Below are 18,649 nucleotides of genomic sequence, written 5' to 3' on the forward strand. Positions count from 1 at the left end.
GTGCCTTTTCTCCCGCGGTGCTACCGCTGGTCCCGCGTGGGCTTTCAGAATGGGTTACCAACAGGCATCGCCTTCATCCGACGGTGGCGTCCAGGTCCTTCGCAGTCAGACCAAACGTCCGGTTCTGCGCAAATGAGCCGCCTCGTCTGGTCGCTCAGATGACCGCGCTTTGGAAGCCGGCTACGTCTGCTCTACGGCCGCCATGAGGCATAGCGTGTGCAAAAAACGCACACGAAAGTTCTGCTTGTCTTCTTTTTTCGTTCCCACGACGGAGCCGCCGACAGCTCTTTTCGGCGCCCTTCTGCCGACGATATTGACCGCTCCAATTCGGATGTTAGCCGGGATATCCTTGAGCCTCGTTGTCCGCCGCGGCGTCCGGTTTGCCTGGGGTACTGGAAGCTTTTCGAGCATTCGGTATTGGCACCTCCAGCCGAATTGCGCGCGCTCGCGACGGAGGCTGGGGTGCCTGGATCCGCAGTGCTGCAAACTTACTCCACTACGAGGAATAGTCGGCGGCCACAACGAACCTGAAGGGCATCGGCTATCGCTCCGAGTCGAGGATGCCGTTCGCAAAAGCTCAAAGCTCAGCCAAGCAAATTGCGCTACCGAACAACTCTGCAGGGCAAAAATCAAATATGTTTGCGCGGCCGCGAATATTAATGCATGATAAAGTATTGCGAAGTTGATCTTCTTTCCACGAGAGGGCGCCGTGGCTACTGCCGGCCCGCCTGGGCAATTTGGCGATTTTCGTCCGAGTTTCATCACAGCGGGTATTGGCTGGCTTCCCGATATGTATAAGCGCGCATTCGAGGCTGGAAAGCCCGATATGCTAGCAATGCTCGAGGCCGATAGCTCGGACGGGACCAGGGCCGTCACGGGCGTGCTGGATCCGCCGGTCGATATTGTTCTGCCGATCCGTTTTGGACATCTGGAGAGCGTCGCCAAGGGCATATCGAAAGACCTTTCTGGGACCTGTCCGTATACGTTGACAGCCCGTCTCTCCGGAGGAGAGATCCGAGAGGTCGCGCTCCGGCTCAACCTTCTTAACCCTCGCGCGATCCTTTCCAACGAGATGTTCAGGCCGGCTTCGGTGGATGATGCCGGCAAGTTCGTTTCGCTTACCCAATCTGTCGCGCCTGTTGGCATCGTGGTGCTGGCGGACCCAACCGATGATCCGGATAACCGCTTCAATGCGCTCAAGGCGGGCCTCTCCACCCAGGCGCTCAATCAAGCGATCCCCAACTATCGTCCATATGCCCCTGACACGTTATTGGGACGGATCGACCTGACGATGACTTGGGCCATTGACAAGTTGGCAGAGATCACCACCGACAATTTCGGATTTGTGGTGGGCAAACCCGGAGGTGAATTGCCACCCGATATCGAGCTGACCACGGTCAGCCTGTTCTCTTCCGAGGTTGCAGCGACGTTCAACGCGCTCTTAAGGCCGTCTGGGGGATTCGGCATTTGCCTCCCCCGCGCTGCCGACGAAAACATCGTTCTCGTGATGAAGGCACCTGCGAAGCCCGGGAACGGAGCATCGAATGCCGAGAAGGCTGAATGGGCGCTTTATCAGAACGCTAGGAAGCAGTTTGGCGTCACCGGGGACTTCCGCGGTGTTCTTTTGAGCGGTTTCGAGGTTCACTGGTTGAGCGACAACAATGTGGGCCACGCCAAGGACATCGAGCTCGATATAGGCGTGAGTGCATGGTCGTTCGGATCAGGTCATGACTTAAACAGCTCGGCGGATTGGTTCGTTTCGTTCGAGGCCGGTATCAAACCCACTGACGACAGTTCCTACCTGGCGCTCCTGTCCGACCTACACGTGGGCGCTGCCCTGGCACAAGGCGAACCTACACGGCTCGCGCTGGCGGCCAAGTTCCGTAAGGACCTTGATTTCCCTTACACCTGGCTGGCCGGTCGTGAGGTAAGGCTGACGCTGAGTTTCGAAAGCTGGACCGACGACGCGGGCGACAAACAAGAAGCCAACGTCATCGGCTGCGAACTTCTTGGTGCCGACGATCGGATCCTCGCCCGGATCAATTCAAACGAGCCGGTCGCGATCAACCCGGACGTGTTCAGCTCGCTCGCCGTTGCCATCACGATGGCGCCGATTGTCGCAAGCTCGGGATCGATCGACACGCAGGCAAAGGGGATTCCGCCCAACGCAAATCTGCGTGGCTACTTCGCCGACATCCAGAGCGGCTCGATGAGCACGCTCTATGTCGTGGCTGGGTTGGGCTGGTTCTTTCGCAACACGATAGAAGTTGAGGAGATCCGGGTAGTCGGCATCCGGTTACAGGCGCAGCCTGCCTCGATAAACGGTGGCCCGGAGGGCAAGACCGACACGGCGCTATTGTTTGACTACGAGGTTGATTACCGGGTTGATCTCAAGGAAGCCAACATTACCTCGAAGTACGTCACGACCCGGATCGATGGAACCGGCATCGTGGTCGCAGGTCCCGATGCCTTCAGGTGGGTCCAAGTGCCCAGCGGATTGCGGGACCTCTCCCTTGCCGACCCGGGTTTGTGGGATCTGGGCCCGGTCGGTAAGCTGCTCAAGCTCACCGAAGTGACGATCCGACATGCTCCCCGCAAGGAGCTCGTGCTGCGGCTTGCGCTGTCCGGCAACTTGGGGATCATCACAGCGGGAGATTTTGCTTTCGCCATTGACCTCACAGATAACACCGGACTACGGCTGGAATCCTATCCCTCGAAGGTCTCGGTCAAACTCCCCGGTGTCCTGGAGGGGTCGGGCAGTTTCGTCATCGACAAATCGGGTACCAAAAAGGAGATTGCGGGTTCACTGGACCTGACGATAACCGCAATAGGAATGCGCTTTTATGCAGGGGCGCGCGTAACGAAGGTCGATACCGCGAGCGGTGATGAAACGACCGCCGTTCTTGCGACCGGCGAAGTCGAATTCGCCACCATGATTCCGCTTGCGAGTTCCGGACTTGGCCTGAAGTCCATCAGCGCGCTCTACGCGATGCACTTTGTTCGTCTGGAGCAGCCAAGTCCGCCGGCCGTGCCGCCGGCGCTGGATTGGCTGAGCCGCGCCAATGGGGACGTTGTCCGCTCAGTAGAAGTCCCCAAGAGCAAGACACTATGGGCCCCCAAATACGACCACTGGGCGTTCGGCATCGGCGTCGGACTTGGTCTTCAGATCAGCGACTTCGTGGCCAACCTTAACTCTATGCTGGTGCTCGAAGTGCCGGGCCCCAGCATTCTTATCTTTTCGAAGCTCAACATCCTCAAGATTCCGAAACTCAACAAGGACATTGCTGACAAGCTGACGACAGGATTCCTCGGATTGATCAAAGTGGATCTGGAGCGCGAGGAACTGACACTCGGGATACTGGCCGATGTCAGTTTTCAGAAGTTCTTCAGCTTCCACGCCCCGATCGAAATCTTCTTTGCGCTTCGCAATCTGGCGCACTGGCACATGTACCTGGGGCACTTCGACAATCCGATCAAAGCCAAGCTCGATATCTTGAGCGTGGTCAGCCTCTCCGCGTCCGGCTACTTCATGGTGGCCGGAGACATGATCGCCCACGCCCCCGTTCCCGGGGGACCCAAGGATCTGCCAGGGACCGCGCTCGCCATCGGGGCGGCTGCGCACGTGAAGATCGGCGGTGGAAGTCTCTATCTGCGGGTCGACCTCAGCAATCAGCTGTTTGTGTCGATCGCCAAAACGCTGTTCGCATACGGATCCGCCGGCCTCTCTGGTGAACTGCGCTTGTTCATCGTCTCGATCGGGGCGTCAGGGACGTTCGAGCTGCAATATTTGCGTAAGCCGGACGGCTCGACGCAGCTTTACGTCAGCGGTCGGATATGCGGTCAGGTCAAGCTCCTCTTTGTCGAGATTTCCGGCTGCGTGTCGCTCCATGTCGGGTCCACGATCACCGAAAACTCACCGTTCGAGCCGATTGTGGAAGGGGTTGTGGTCCTTTCGGGGGCGCGGGTCGCCCTTCGGGGGCAGGGTGCGACTGGCAACTTCGATGGAGAGGTCGCGAAACTGGAAATCTACAAAGGCGGCAATGGTGGAACTGACGTTTCGCTTGATGCTGTCCTTGCGCTGAAGATGCCGATTCCTCCAAGGATCGGTCCCCTTCCGCAAGGATTTGCGGATGGTGTCGGCAACCCGGATCAAAGTGAAACCCAATTCCACCTCGGAAGCCGCGTGGGCCGGTACCGGCTCGACGCCGTGACGCTGAAGCGCAATACCACCGGAGGCTTCGTCGACGTCGACTACGCAAATACGCCGGGCCGCTGGTGGAGGCAGCCCCAGTCTCAAAAAGGCGGCCAACCGGTACCCCGGCAGCTTGCCTTGCTCACGCGCAACCCACTGGCCGTCTCTAACGCGGTGACGTCGCCGGCGGATCTGGACGCCTGGGTCAAGGCGATTTTGGGCGGCATTTGCGATCCAGCTGTTGCGCCGCAACTGTGTGTTTTTGAGTGGGCTGCTTCGCAGGCGGGAACGGGCGTTGATGGCGAGTGGACCTTGCCGGCGCTCCTGCCGAACGCGAAGATCATTCAGAAAATTGGGACGAGCGGCGCCACGCCTGAGGACGTCCGGCTAACGAAGCGGGCGGGTGCCAACTCTCTCAACGATCCCTATCCGGGTTTCCCGTTGTATATCGGGGGCTGCGAGGTCGGAACGAACGCCGGCACCAATGCACGCTTCACCTATCTCAAGCTCATGTCCCGGTGGGTGCCCGACGGCCGCCTGAGCTCGGCCGTCGTATTCAGCGGCGACATTTACGCTGACGAGCCGGTCGAGTTTCTAATTGCACATCGGCTCTTTGGGCATGAATCCAGGGTCGAGTTCGAGTTCAAGGATGCCGGTGGAACCTCGGTGGTCTACTCGCTCACGTCGCCTGAGGCAAAGCGAACACAACTAGGCGTCGGTGATGGCAAAGACTTCCATCTTCACCACGAAAACTGGAGGGATAACGCGGACGCTTTCGTGGACGCTCAGAACGAACCGACCTTACAGAAGATGCCCTTCGAGTTGGTTCGCCTTCAGGTGAATTCCAAAGAGCTGCGTGGTCCACCGGTAAGCATGACCGTGCGATTTAACGCCGACGTTGAGCTCGCTGACCCGCTGACGCTTTTGATCGGCGGCGTCAAGCTGGTGCCGTTGGCCGAGAAGACCCGCTTCGACAACGACGTTGCCGAGAAGGCCAAAGCTCAGAAGGAATTGCTGGACTTCCTGAACCAGCCCCAAGTTCCGCTGCTGGAGCCGGCAACGGAATACCGTCTCGATATAGCCTGGCAGGCGGAGGGCGATGGCACGCCTACGCAGCAACGCGAATACCGTTTCACAACGACCGACGAGCCGCCTAGGCATATCACGCCGTATCTCATCACGACCTTCCCGTATGCGGGAGAACGCTTCCATTATCCCGACGACACGCCCGGCATCGTGCTCGGCTCCAACGATTTGCTCAGGACGCTTGCGAAGTTCGCCAAGGCGCGGTTGCGGGTCACGATCACGGAGGACGGTGGCAATGATGTGGTTGATCCAGGTGAAACGCTTAAGTGGCACGAGGGCGTAACTGTCGACCCCGCAGCCTTGCTCCAGGCAATCGTCCACCCGGTGAATGGTTTTGAAGTAAAGTCAGTCGCGGCGCTGCCCACCGCACTGGAGGAGGCAATCCTGCACCTGGCTGAAGCGGGCGGCGATCTGAGCTGTCTTGGCGACATCTCTTTGCCTGAGGCCGGACTTTGGATTGGTTTCAAGTCAAAGCTTCGTCCGCTGTCGGGATACGCCATCACAATAGAGGTGGTTGATGATGCGCCCGAGCCTGAAGGCTGGAAGTTTGCCGACGAGGGCGACAAAGGCGATGAGCCCCTGCTCAAAATTGCGTTCCGTACCGGACTTCACCGGAACCTAAAAGCTCACCTCGAGATGTTCGGTCGCGCGGTTGTCCGGCATCGCAATGCGTCGGAGCAGCCGCAGTTCGAAATGCTTCCCACGCCCGTCGAAGTAGGCGTCGCACTCTCGCCGGACAAGAGCTTTGAAGACTCCGTGGCAGGTGTGCTTGGCGAGCGGGGCGACCGCAGGGACGACGCCAGGGTGACCGTGCTTTGGGAAGAGGATCAAGGCACGATGGAAGCGACCGGCATCGTTCTCGAAAGCAATGAGCCACTGGTGAGGCGGACTCGGGCAGCCGCGATCAAGCAGGCCCAGGGGCAAGACTACGTCGCAGACCTGAGCGACATGCTTATGCAATCGATCGACTTGGATGGATCAACGGGTCTCACCGATATCGTCGTGTCTGCGACCGGCTTTGCCCTGTTTGCCAAGCTTGACCGCAAACCTGGAGAAGCTGTGACGGTCAAATTCTCCGACCGCGAAGTCGATCGTATTCCCCGCCCGCTCGCCACCGCGCATTTCTCAATCGGAGACACAGTGCTCGGTGCGCGCAAGTCTCTCGCGTCTAGGTGAAGCATGGCTCCCAACCTGCAGGCTCGCATGGGGTTGTTCCGCTATCAGCGGGATGAGTTCGTCGACAAGCCCGGCAATCAGATAAATCCAGGCGCTGAACTCGGCGCCCTGTTCCCGCCCAACCCGTCGGCGATGGTCAGCGTATGCTGGAGCACTGACCCGGCACTCGGCATGCCGGTGGCGCCAGCTTTTGTCGACGCGTCCCAGAATCCGTTACCTATCGGCGATCAAGCAGTCACGGTAGGCCATGTCCAGCTCGACTCCTCAACTGGATTTGAGGCCAATCTGCTCCAGCATATGCCTAGCGTGTTTGTCGATGGGTTCTTATGTGTGCTGGCACAGGGAAATGCATTGGACGCTGACTGTGAGATCTTCGCCGTTGACGCCTTGGGCGACGAAATCCCTGAAACGCGACAGCCGGTTTCGCAGAATTCAAAGGTACTGCTGTTTGGGCCGGGTATTTTCGGTGCGAAGGCAACGGCCCGCGTCGATCTTGTGCAGGTGCTACTGGTCGGAATTGCAGGAAACCCAGAACTGCCGATACGCTCAATCGCCGAAGTCGGCCCTTGCCTGCCCGGGATCACCTGCTATGACGATCAGGCATACCTTGGGGCCAAGGGCGATCAGCAGTGGTCGCTTGATAAGCGGCTGAAAGCTGACGCGCTCGCCCGGGCAAACGGCGATGCACCGCAATCCGCGCAACTTACCAGCAAAGTGCACCAGGCAGATCCGCCCTCCGTCGCCAACCTCGTTCTGCAGCAGGACTTCGTGCAGCGGATCCCGGCAGATTTCTCGAATATCCTGGCAGATCCCGCGTGGACGTATACGCAGCCTGTGCCTGACACGATCGATGCGTTTTTTGAGGTCTGTCCTAGCGCCATGTGGCAAGCCATTGCCTTGATAGGCCCGATCGAAGCAGTGTCGCTGGGGCAGGCAGTCAGTTTTGGCGTGGGTCAGCAATTTCCCTACCTCGAAAACAGGGACAAGATCTTCGACTGGATCGTGGGGCAGCGCGCGCTGCCGTTTCCCATCATCCGGATAACGACGTTCCACGCTTTGAAGGGCTTTGCGGATACGGGCAGTGCTCAAGGCAACCGTCAGGCTGCGAACGTCAGGCGATCAGTTCAGTTCGCCCGGCTCGTTCTGGGCGCCGAACCGACGATCACCGCCGAAGCGACAGAACAACGTCCACCCGTGATTCGCGACGGGGCGGCGAGTTGCGATGCGCGACTTCTGGTCGATACGCCCTCCAGGCTCGACACCTTTTTTGTCGAACAGGTGGCCGGGAGCGAGAACTTCTTCACCGACGAAGACTCCGGGGCGATCAAGGCCTATTTTCCGAACAGCGATAAGTCGGATGTTTTATCGCTTGGCAGGCCATACTTGCTGGTCGGTCCCCTCGATCTGCCCTTCACGATGCCGGCAAACGTCAAGCTTGGTGTCTATCCCCGCGACATTTTTGGTCGCTGGCCAAAACGGGACGAGCCTATCTGCAGGCTCGATCCCTGGCCCGTCCAGGCGCCAACTTTCGGGCCCAGCAACCTCGCATACCCCGCCAATGGCCGGTCATATCTCTCCACCACCATCATGTGGGACTGGTCAATCCGCACCCCGAGCAATTTCCGCCTGGGTTTGATTGCTGTCAGTGACGGCAAGGATCCGGGTCTCAAGTCCTCGCTTCCAATCTCCGGTCTGGAATTGCCAGCAGAGAGTAAGGTCCGTTACGTCTCTATCGTCTTTGACGCGGACGGAAATCCCGGCTTGTCCGGGGAACCGCCGGACGGCGCGGAGGTGAGGGCGATTGATCCTCCTCCGGCCGATCCAGACGATCTGGTCCAGCCGGCGGGTGTCAACGACCCCGATCCGAGAACGTATGCGCTGACGATGCCGCTTGGACCCACATCAGTAATCTTCAACGCATCGCCAACGCGTTTCGTGGCGCTGACTGCGGATGCCTGGGAGGCGGTCAGCGGCGAGACCGAAGAGCGTCGTTCGAAAGACAAGGCGCGCACCATCGCCCGGCTGGACGATCCGCGTCCACCGGCCCTTGAGGGCTCGCACTGGAGCCTCAGTTGGTCGAGCCGTCCTAATGGTGCCAATGTCGCCCGGGCGTACCTACATGGACCGGCTGGAAAGGGCACAACCGATCTTCTCGGGTACATGGCGTGGCGCGCCGGTGAATCCGCTGTGCTCGACCTCGCTTTGGCCGGCGAGGATGCTGATAAGGCAGCTACGCTGATCGACACTGTGAGACGCGAGACCAATATGCAGGTCCGGGTTCGCCTAGTTCAGAACATCGTCGGGACCCAGCTAAGCGACCCCACGTTTGCGCAGCGGTTTGTCGGCCTCTTTCTCGCGGCCAACACAACCTTGGTCGACAAGGGCTATGAACTGGACGTTCCCGGCACGCAATCGGGCCTCGAGTTTGTAATGTTTACCGCGACCTCCCGCTCCGGGATGATGAGCGCGAAGTTCGACGAGCAGGGACTCTCCAACCTTTACGCCATCGCGGTGCCGGTGCCCTCAAAGGTCTCCCAGCCGGCCTTGCAAATCATCACATATGATCCGGACGGCGTGCTTTCTCTCGTCGGCCTTTGCATCGCCATTGTGGGATCGGACCAACAGGGCGAACGGCGCCGGATCCGATTCTTCTGGGACTCAAACCCGGACATAGCGGATTCGGATGAGATTCTTCACCGGCTTGAACCAGTCGCCGAATTAAGTATCAACGATGCCCGTCGATACATCGACGACATCGAGGCGATTCTTGACCGGATGCCGTTCTCCGAAAAACGCATCTTCATGCTGCAGCCTCCGCAAAGCTGGCAGCCGCATTGTTTCTGTGTCGACACCGTCGGGTTGGAGACCATCGGGCACGATCCAAATCAGGACATTGCCAGCCGCCGATCCGAGCTTGTGGTGGTCCCTATGATTCCTGCCACCCCGCCCATGCTAGTCGCAGGACCGCCGCCAGCCGACCGGATATGGACAGTGAAGCCAAGCGGCCTCTTCGAACAGGAGGTTCCCGGCTACGCGGAGAGCGCGATCATGATGAGTTCTCTGGACGAGCATAAGAATGAGCTCGACCGCGTGGGGCCGGTGTCATACGGCGATTTCGTTAGCAAGGGGCTGGAGTTGGCAAGCGCATTGGCGGCGGCGGCATATGTTGCCGACGAGAGGCCGATCCACGTGTCGATCGACAAGGCTTCACCAGCTAAGTTCATACGACTCTCCGCCACCGATCCGGCAAAGCGGGGCGCGTCTCTTATATTGCCCACGCAGTGGTAGACATTTGTTCAATAACGCGCTTCGTTAACGTGCCACCGCGTCCCGAGCGCTGACGCGGCTGAGCAACGATGCTATCTTGAAGACAGGGGTCCGAATGCAGATAGCGCGCCGCAGACGATCGTCCGCAAGCTGGCGCAGGAAGTCCAGAAACACGGGACGGGAACTATCCGTCGAGCGCTGTCAGGCGCAGTACAAACGCGTCGAAGACCGCTGGGTAAGCGAACGCGCTCAACAAGCGCCTGAATCTTCAGCTGGACGGACGTGGCGAAAAGCAACGGATATTCAACAACTAAGGGATATCACTTCCTCCAAGTTGTACTGCTGTTGTACTCTTCCGGGGAGCTTGGGCAAATCGGGCGCATTTCGGGGAAGGGGCACGAATGGCGGACGCGAGTAGCATCCTGTCGGTCATCTAGGGATTGCGAACTCCAAGCGCATAGAAGCCACGGGAGCGCTAGCCACGTCGGAAGGCGCGCACTTCAGACAGTGCGATTTCGCGCCGCTTATCCAGGTATGAAGCTAGGTCCTGGAGATGAACGCCTTTAGCACTCTTCTGGCTTCTTTCTGCTCGGGTTAGCGGAAGCTCAATTTCTCCAATGCTCACTTTGCGTAAGAACTTGGTGAACGTCAGGTGGGAAAAATAATCCTTGCACACGGTCTCAGCGGGGACAATCACGCGTCCCTCGTACTGCGCCATGAGTAGGAAGAGTGTGTTCAATTCTTCGCTCGCCGCTCGCCATCCGAGGGATGATTAACGGAGTTGCTGCGAAGTTCAATTGGAGCAATCGACGCCAAATGGATAGGGCGGCCGTTCAAAGCGTGTGCAAGGAAAGTGTAGCGAGCAAGTTCGCAGTGCAAAAATGTGATTTGTTCGGCGTGACGCTGCAGCATTCTGGCCCGGAAAACTCATAACCTGAAGGCACAGATTCAAATTCTGTCCCCGCAACCAAAAAAGCGCAGTGAAAGTAACGAGTTCTCTGGGCTTTTTCGTTCTGGCGAAAGCGGGCGGCGGCGAAGGCGGGAATCATATCGGAATCGAACGGAACGAAACCACGGTGTGGAAACGGTGTCTTAGACGAGGGTCTGCTCCTCAAGATCAACTGCGGCCTCTATCGCGCCACAGCGCCCACTATCGCCCAGTACGTTCCGGCTCCATCTTCCCCAGTGGCGCATTCATACGGGCGTCGCCGGGGCCAGCCGCAGCCATAGCGCACCGACATGGAGGTACTGGTCACGGGCACGGCCTACGTGGACATCGAGATCAAACCGGTTGCAGGGCACTAGAGCGCGGTCGTGGTCAGTCGCTCGCCCAAGCGCCGACGGCTACTCGGCTTGGGTCAGTTTCACAAACGACGTCAGCAACTCGCCAATCTGACAGGCGGCGTAGCCACTTCGACGGGTGGACGCGTCTCTGGCGCAGGTCTCCGGCGTAAGAGGGTCCAACTGAGTATGCAGGTCGTCGATCGCCCGCTGAGAAAGAAGCCAGGCTAACGGGATTGTCACGCCGCGATCGCGCATTTGGATGCTGTAGTACCTATCGAGAGTGCTCGGCTGGTTGGCGATCGCCTCTTTAGTCATCGCGATCAATTCTTCGTCCGTCTTACCTCGTGGATCGAGCGTCACGCGCATCTCGGAAGTGGCCATGACCAAATCTTCGAGCTCACTCAAGCCATAGCCCACTCGCGCGCTACGTACTCGCTTCACCGTCTCAAGGGCGATGCTTGCTTCGGCAAGAACGCTCGAGTGGCCGCCTGAATCTTTGGGTTCCGAGCACGGTCTTTCGTCGGCGCTCGCCTGAGCAGCGTCGCAGAGAGGTTCGTTACCGATATGCACCACCAGGATAGAAAACTTCGGTGCATCGGCTCCTCTGTCCTCACGGTATTTATCGAGCCCCCGGTAGACTCCCATAAGTGTCGGCGCCCCCGAGTTATCGAAATAGCCCCCGTCAACGTATTGGTCTTTGATCCCCTTGAAGTCTGGGTCCTCGACCCAAACCTCACCTTCTCGTTTCACGGTAAGGGATGTGAATGACCCCGGCGGCGAAATGAACGGAAACCGCGCACTTGTACCCGCCGCCGCGCTGAGTGGTGGGCCATTGAGATAGTCCACGGCATGCCAGTCGTCCCCGCCGCCTTTCGCGTCAGTTCTGAGATAGATCGGGCTCATGCTGACCCGCCGACCGTCGCGAACTCTCGTCGAGTTCAGGATGAGGTACGGAACGCTAGCGGCCTCTGCAGTCGGGACGAGGCCATAAAGCGGATTAGACAGGACGTCCTCCCCGAAAACACGTGCAAAGGAACGCTCCAAGCTCCACTCGAGTCCAAGTTGACGATCGAAAGCTGGAACGGGGACAGGCCAGAATTGCTGGAAGATCTCAGTAAAAAAGTAGCGACTGAGCAACGGTGAAAGGTGGTCGTCAGCCAACACCTCCATTGCAGCATCCTGATACGTCGAGGAACTCACGTCCTTTAGATCGCATCGGCTCGCCTCGGTTTCGGGCGGCTTGGCTTTCATTGCTGCCGCATAGATAGCGGCACCGATCGAGCCACCAGAAACCCCGCTAACTACGAATATGTGCTGGGCCAGCCGCGGGCATCGGTCGACAAGCCGAGAAAGGACGGTGGCTGTGAACACTGCGGCCCTGATGCCTCCACCTTCAGCGGCAACCAAGATCACCGGATAGGTATTAAAGTCGGCGCGGTCGGGTCGGGAGGCGAGCCAACTGCCGAAAGCATTCTCCAGCTCTATCGATGGAGTAAAACGTCCGATCCGGCGGATCTGGTGATTGTCGTTCACGTTCAGCGCGATTAGGCCGACCGCCAGCACGACCAGAAACCCAACGGCAGGTAGCCTGGTACGCCGGCCGAAACGCACCAGCCACGATGTAACGATCGTCCAAAAGCAGCAGGCCAAGAGGAGTATGTTGAGGGGACCGAGCGCTTGTGAGATCGAAATCATGCTGATGGGCAGACCAAAGGTTTCATCCCTTGTCGAAGCCGCGAATGCGCTCAGCAGCAGAATCGGCAACAGGTAAGCCCAGAGCACCGTTGGCAGGCGGTGTCCGCGTCGCGTCGTGGACGAGTGCGCCGATAGGCGCGAGTCGAGCGCAGCCCTTCGCGCCGACAGAACGTACGCGATGATCAGGACGCTCAGTAGGGCGAGGAGCCAGTAACTCGCCGGTGCCAATTCGTCCCTGAGGCGAACCATCAAGACCGCCAGAAGGATCAGCGGAAGGGTTCCGACGATCCTGTTGATCCAAATTCGATAGCTAAACGGAACCGTCGATCGGGAAATCAAGACAGCGGATTGACGGCGCAATATGGTCGAGAGTGCTGCGGCCGACAGAAGCGTGATCGCGAACTTGGTCCATTGAATATCGACTGCCTCGCCGTGACGGGCGTAGCCAAGCATCGTTTCGACCACCTGATCGGACGCCGTTCCCGGAAACAAGAAGCACGCGAGCAGGAGGATCACTGTAATGGTGACTGGCCACATGCTGAGCAGTGCGATGAGGATGGGTTGAAGCGCTCTCCGCATCCTCCAACGCCATAGACGCAAGCGGGCGAATGCGTAGGTTGCTTCGGGCATTTCAGCTCCGTTCTTCCGTTGGCAGTATCGGCGACTAAACTTGCAACCTCACAGTAATCAGGCGGACGGTGCAGTCTAGATGCTTGATCGACACTAAGACCCAAAGGCACGACGAGGAATGAGCCCATACAGGGTGTTCGAGAAACGCTTCTCGGGGCTTACCAGCGGGCAGCGGTGCAATACACGGCCAGTCCTACTCAACCGCGAACAGCACGCGGCTACTCTGGTTGCCGTCGCGGCAATTTCTGTCGGGCTTGATGCTTTCGGGCTTGCAATGGGCGCCTTCCAGACCAGCGCTAGCTCCGAGGTGCCGGAAGGCTATCTTAAGAACGCCGGCCAGCGTCACGCGCACCGCACCAATCGGAGTAATCGGACTGACGGATGACCTGCAAATCCGAGCGCGGCATATCGCGCGATGCGATCAGCAGCGCTCTAAAGCTCTTCGGCAATAGACTGGCGCTTCATCGCATCGGTCGCTGGCCTGAGGCAGGTGATAGCCGCATGCATTGTGGTTCTGCGCTCGGGGAAGCGCTTCCAAAGGGGCTGAGGGTCGTTAGATCACCCTGTCGCTCTCCTGTGCGGCGCAAGCTCGCGCCTGTCGGCTCCTTTCGCACGCTGGTGGTGATCTTTGCCCCAGTAGTGTTAGGAGTGTCATTCCGTCATAAGAACTGCCCAAGATCGGCGAGACGGTCGATCACGTAGTCCGGTCTGAATGGGAACCGCTCCATGTCAGCGCGCGTGCTGACGCCCGTAAGTACAAGGGCTGTCTTCATGCCTGATTCCAGTCCGGCGATTACGTCCGTATCCATTCTGTCACCGACCATGACCGTATCAGCCGCACTCACGCCTAGCCGCTCGAGCGCGCTTCGCATCATGAATGGGTTTGGCTTTCCCACGAAATAGGGCTGACGGCCTGTGGCCTTCTCGATGAGTGCTGCCGCCGCGCCGCAGGCGGGGTGAAAGCCAAGCTCAGTCGGGCCAGTGGCGTCGGGATTAGTGGCGAGAAACCATGCGCCTCTTGCCACAAGCTCGGCGCCAGTGGCGATCTGCTCGTAGTGATACGAAGTGGTGTCGCCGAGGATCACGAAGTCGGGGCTAAACTCCGTAATCCGGCAGCCTGCACGCCGTAGGGGATCGACCAGGCCATGGTCGCCGATGACATAAGCGGAGGCTCCGGGTCTTTGCAGATTGACGAACCGTGCGGTGGCAAGCGCCGATGTGTAGACGTGCTCGGGCGATACAGGGAAGCCAACGGCCTTCAAGCGCTCAGCATGATCTTCCGGCGTGAAGCGTGAGTTGTTGGTGAAGATCTGAAACGGCCGACCCTCGGCGACCAGTCCGGCGACATAGTCTACCGAGCCTTCAATCGGTTGACTGCCTCGGACTAGGACCCCGTCCATGTCGAGCAGGTGCGCGATGATCATCGGATCTGAACTCTCAATCTCCTCGGGTGGATGCACTGCCTGAAAAATGTCGGCGCCACCGGGTTTGGCCTTCGAGGCAAGAATGCAGGCGAATGTACGGATTCAGAGCCGCCCGGGAAGGACTACCAATCTCTAGTGCGGCAATTGGAAGTAGCAGCGTAAAAAAGGGTCGGTGGCGCATCCGATCGCCCGCCGGACGGTGTATCGTTGGTTGGGACGCGGTTCCTCTGACAGACGCCGATTGCAGCGGCCCTGACAACTGGCGCCGGGCCGGGTTAAGGCGAGGAAGATGCAGTTCGAGCACAAGCGCCCGACTGGTGTGCATCGAATGAGCGGCCGTCACATCTCGCGGGATGTTGCCCGCCACGCCAGGCCATCTGCACGTTTGAGCTCGGCCCGCTTAGTCGGCCGGATGTTCGCACTGTGACATGGTCGGACACCACCCACCGCATGCCTCGCTGAGCGTGCCGGTGTAGATGGTCACCGCACGAATATAGCTCTGAAGTCGTTTACATTGGTGCCCGTCGGACCCGGCACAAACAAATCTCCGACGGCATCGAAAGCCGTCCAGGCATTGTTCCCGGCGAGCATGGCCCTGGCGTCTAAGCCTGCCCGTCGCATCCGCGCGACTGTCGATCCGTTGGCGAAGGCACCAGCATTGTCTTCCGAACCGTCTATGCCGTCCGTATCTGCGGCCAAGGCGCTAATACTTGAAATCCCATCGATGCCGATGGCGAAGGACAGCAGTAATTCGCTATTGCGGCCGCCCTTGCCCTTCGCACGCAGTGTTACTGTAGTTTCCCCGCCAGAAAGGATCAGAACAGGCTTGGGGAAGGGCCGGTCTCGCAGCGCAACCTCGCGCGCGATTGCCGCGTGCACTCGACCCACGTCCCGCGCTTCGCCTTCGATCGCATCCGACAGAATGACGGCTTCGACTCCCTGCTTGCGCGCTTCGGCGGCCGCGGCTTCGAGAGAGACGGCGGCTGACGCGATGACGTGCACCTCGTTTCCGGCAAACCGCGGATCGGATGGCGAGGGTGCGTCGGCAGCAGCAGAATTGAGATACGCCATCACCTTTGCGGACACCCTTATGCCATACGTCGCTATAAAATTCAGCGCGTCGGCCCGATCAGCAGGGTCCGGCACCGTCGGCCCAGAAGCTACGAGCGCCGGGTTGTCGCCTGGTATATCGCAAATGATCAACGAGACGACTTTGGCCGGATGCGCGGCGAGTGCAAGCCGACCCCCCTTGATCGTCGAGAGATGCTTGCGAACGGTGTTCATGGCCATGATCGGCGCGCCGGACTCGAGCAATGCCTCGTTAACGGCGATTTCGTCGGCAAGCGTCAGGCCTGGGGCAGGTGAGGGAAGCAGGGCTGAACCACCGCCCGAGATCAACGCAACAACCAAGTCATCGGCGGTCAGACCAGAAACTTTCTCAAGGATGCGCTTCGATGCTTTTAGGCCGGCGGCATCCGGTACCGGATGCGCTGCCTCAATGATTTCCGTACGCTCACACTGCGCGCCGAAGCCGTACCGAGTTACGACCAGACCCTCCATCGGTGCGGCCCAAGCCCTCTCGAATGCCGACGCCATTTGGGCGGAGCCCTTGCCCGCGCCGATTACGATAGTCCGGCCCTTGGGTCTTGGCGGAAGATAGTCACGGATCATCCGGTCCGGATTAGCTGCCGCGACGGCGGCGGAGAAGATCGAGGCCAGGAACGACTTGGGATCGAACATGCGGTCAATCTCCTACTTGCCTCATTGCTGACTAATGGAAGGGAGGGCTGCCATCGACCTTTTGCCTGCGGCAGTTGGCAGTTCCGCTGCGAGGCCGGTCTTTCCATTCGGGTAGGCGGCATCGTCGCGTCCCTCAGGCAGGGCAACGGCGGTTTTTCAAATGGTTTTCGCGTGATCTATTGGTCAGCCGGGTCTTGGCCAGATATTCAAGTGTAGAACCCCGCATACGGCTTCAAAGGAACGATCTCGAAGTCCAGCATGCCGGCCTTCGCGAACGGCAGTGTTGCGAGCTTGGTTCTGACCTCGACCTCATCGGCCGCCTCCGCGATTTGGCAGGCCCCGCCTTGATCGCCTCGATGCCACAGCTGTCTTGTGAAGCCGAGCCCGTACAACTGCCGGGCCTGGTCCGCCTCCTGTTTAGCCAATTCGTCGAACTCGGCTGCAGTGAATTCACTTGTTCGCCGCCGAGACAATATTAGGAACTGCATTTTTCGGCCACTCCACTTTGGCGCCAGGAGGACGTCGATTCATGCAACCGCGGCAAGCGGCGCAATGGGAGCCGCCATCTGGTTGCCTTTGACAAGATCGGCGCCCTTCTCGCCGATCATCATTGCAGGACCGTTGGTGTTGCCACTGATCAGCACCGGCATGATTGAGGAGTCGATGACACGCAGCCCTTCGATGCCTCTCACCCGCAAATCGGAGTCGACGACGGCCATGTCGTCCACGCCCATCTTGCAGGTGCCGACGGGATGGTAGTCGCAGCATGCATATTGCCGGACATAGGCCATGATCTCGTCATCGGTTTGGGCTGACGGGCCGGGGAGCCGCTCAGCCTCGATGAACCTAGCGATCGCGGGCTGCGAAAGGACCTCGCGGATCAACCGCACTGACTTCAGGGCCATGCCGCGGTCATAAGAATCTGCGAGGTAGTTGGGATCGATCAGCGGCTCCGCGGCTGGATCGGCCGATCGAAGCCGGACCGACCCGACGCTCCTTGGTCGCAGAAATGTCGAGTTGATGGTAAAGCCTCGTGCACCGGGAAGCCGCGTTTGCCCCCCACGCACCACGGTAGCAGGCGCGATGTGGACCTGCAGGTCGGGACGGGTGGCATTTTCCGTCTGGAAGAAACCGCCGCCTTCGACGATCACGGAAGCGGCTGGCCCGTTACGATAGAGCAGCCAGCGCATCCCGTGCAGCATCGACCAAGGAACGCGATCGTGCCCATCGTAGCTGATAGGCTGCTTGAGTGTGACGTGGACGTTTGTGCAAAGGTGATCCTGGAGATTTCGGCCGACACCCTTCAAGTCGGCGACCGGCGCTATGCCAAGCGGTTTCAATTCATCCGCGGGACCTAGCCCAGACAACAGCAAAAGCCGGGGAGAATTGATCGCCCCGCTCGAAACGAGGACCTCTTGGTTCGCACGCAGGATCTCGCGGCCCCCGTCAAGTTCCACGCCGACCGCCTTGCCGTTTTCAATTACGATGCGCGTCACCCGTGTACGAGTCCTGACGGTCAGGTTCTTGCGGGTGCGGACGGGGCGCAAATAGGAGACAGCTGCTGAGCGCCGGCGGCCGTCCCGGCAAGTCACCTGATAGAATCCGGCGCCATAGATGCTTTCGCCGTTGAAATCCGGGTTGAACGGCAGGCCATATTGCTGAGCGGCTCTCACGAAGGCTTTGGTCAGCGGATGCGGGCTGACCTGGTCGGAGACCCACAGCGGTCCGCCCTGTCCATGATACCTGTTGGATAGGCGATCGTTGTCCTCGGACTTCCGGAAGTAGGGCAGGACATCTTCGTAAGACCAACCCCGGTTTCCCAAGGAGGCCCAATTGTCATAGTCCTCTTTTTGGCACCGGATGTAGATCATTGCGTTGATCGAGCTTGATCCACCCAACGTTTTCCCCTGTGGGTACCACACCGAGCGACCGTCGAGATTTTGCTGCGGAACAGTATGAAACCGCCAGTTCACGCCACGCCCGAACAGCTTGCCGATGCCCCCCGGAATATGGATCATGGGGTTCCAGTCCCGGCTACCCGCTTCGAGCAACAACACATTGGCGGCGGGGTCTTCGCTCAGTCGGTTGGCGAGCACGCAACCCGCCGAGCCTGCCCCGATCACGATATAGTCCCACATCATTTCCTCCCGGTTTT

The 18,649-nt window shown here is 59.3% G+C and carries 8 protein-coding genes; 2 read left to right on the top strand and 6 right to left on the bottom strand.

What is annotated here, in order from left to right; genetic code table 11:
- Positions 1–709: 709 nt before the first annotated feature.
- Positions 710–6,454 carry a hypothetical protein gene (locus AC0L2U_RS18090; RefSeq protein ID WP_473602351.1) on the top strand — a complete coding sequence of 1,915 codons (5,745 nt, stop codon included), beginning with the start codon at positions 710–712 and terminating at the stop codon, positions 6,452–6,454.
- Between the two features lie 3 nt (positions 6,455–6,457).
- Positions 6,458–9,742 (top strand): hypothetical protein, encoded by a 3,285-nt coding sequence (locus AC0L2U_RS18095; RefSeq protein ID WP_473602352.1) that lies wholly within the window; start codon positions 6,458–6,460, stop codon positions 9,740–9,742.
- A gap of 454 nt (positions 9,743–10,196) precedes the next feature.
- Here AC0L2U_RS18095 and AC0L2U_RS18100 read toward each other — a convergent pair whose 3' ends face one another.
- The 6 genes from AC0L2U_RS18100 to AC0L2U_RS18125 all read right to left on the bottom strand — a co-directional run bounded on the left by AC0L2U_RS18100 (position 10,197) and on the right by AC0L2U_RS18125 (position 18,632).
- Positions 10,197–10,460, bottom strand: coding sequence for a pyocin activator PrtN family protein (locus AC0L2U_RS18100; RefSeq protein ID WP_473602353.1), 264 nt, complete (start codon positions 10,458–10,460; stop codon positions 10,197–10,199).
- A 605-nt stretch (positions 10,461–11,065) separates the two neighbouring features.
- Positions 11,066–13,330 carry a patatin-like phospholipase family protein gene (locus AC0L2U_RS18105; protein ID WP_473602354.1) on the bottom strand — a complete coding sequence of 755 codons (2,265 nt, stop codon included), beginning with the start codon at positions 13,328–13,330 and terminating at the stop codon, positions 11,066–11,068.
- A 659-nt stretch (positions 13,331–13,989) separates the two neighbouring features.
- Positions 13,990–14,754, bottom strand: coding sequence for an HAD-IIA family hydrolase (locus AC0L2U_RS18110; RefSeq protein WP_473602356.1), 765 nt, complete (start codon positions 14,752–14,754; stop codon positions 13,990–13,992).
- A 480-nt stretch (positions 14,755–15,234) separates the two neighbouring features.
- Positions 15,235–16,494: a glycerate kinase type-2 family protein gene (locus tag AC0L2U_RS18115; RefSeq protein WP_473602357.1), complete on the bottom strand. Its 1,260-nt coding sequence runs from the start codon at positions 16,492–16,494 to the stop codon at positions 15,235–15,237.
- Positions 16,495–16,700: 206 nt separating this feature from the next.
- Positions 16,701–16,982 (bottom strand): muconolactone Delta-isomerase family protein, encoded by a 282-nt coding sequence (locus tag AC0L2U_RS18120; protein ID WP_077380579.1) that lies wholly within the window; start codon positions 16,980–16,982, stop codon positions 16,701–16,703.
- Between the two features lie 39 nt (positions 16,983–17,021).
- Entirely contained in the window at positions 17,022–18,632 is a 1,611-nt protein-coding gene (locus AC0L2U_RS18125; RefSeq protein WP_473602358.1) for a GMC family oxidoreductase, read from the bottom strand.
- Between the last annotated feature and the right edge of the window lie 17 nt (positions 18,633–18,649).

Source organism: Mesorhizobium sp. WSM4808, from assembly GCF_055811675.1.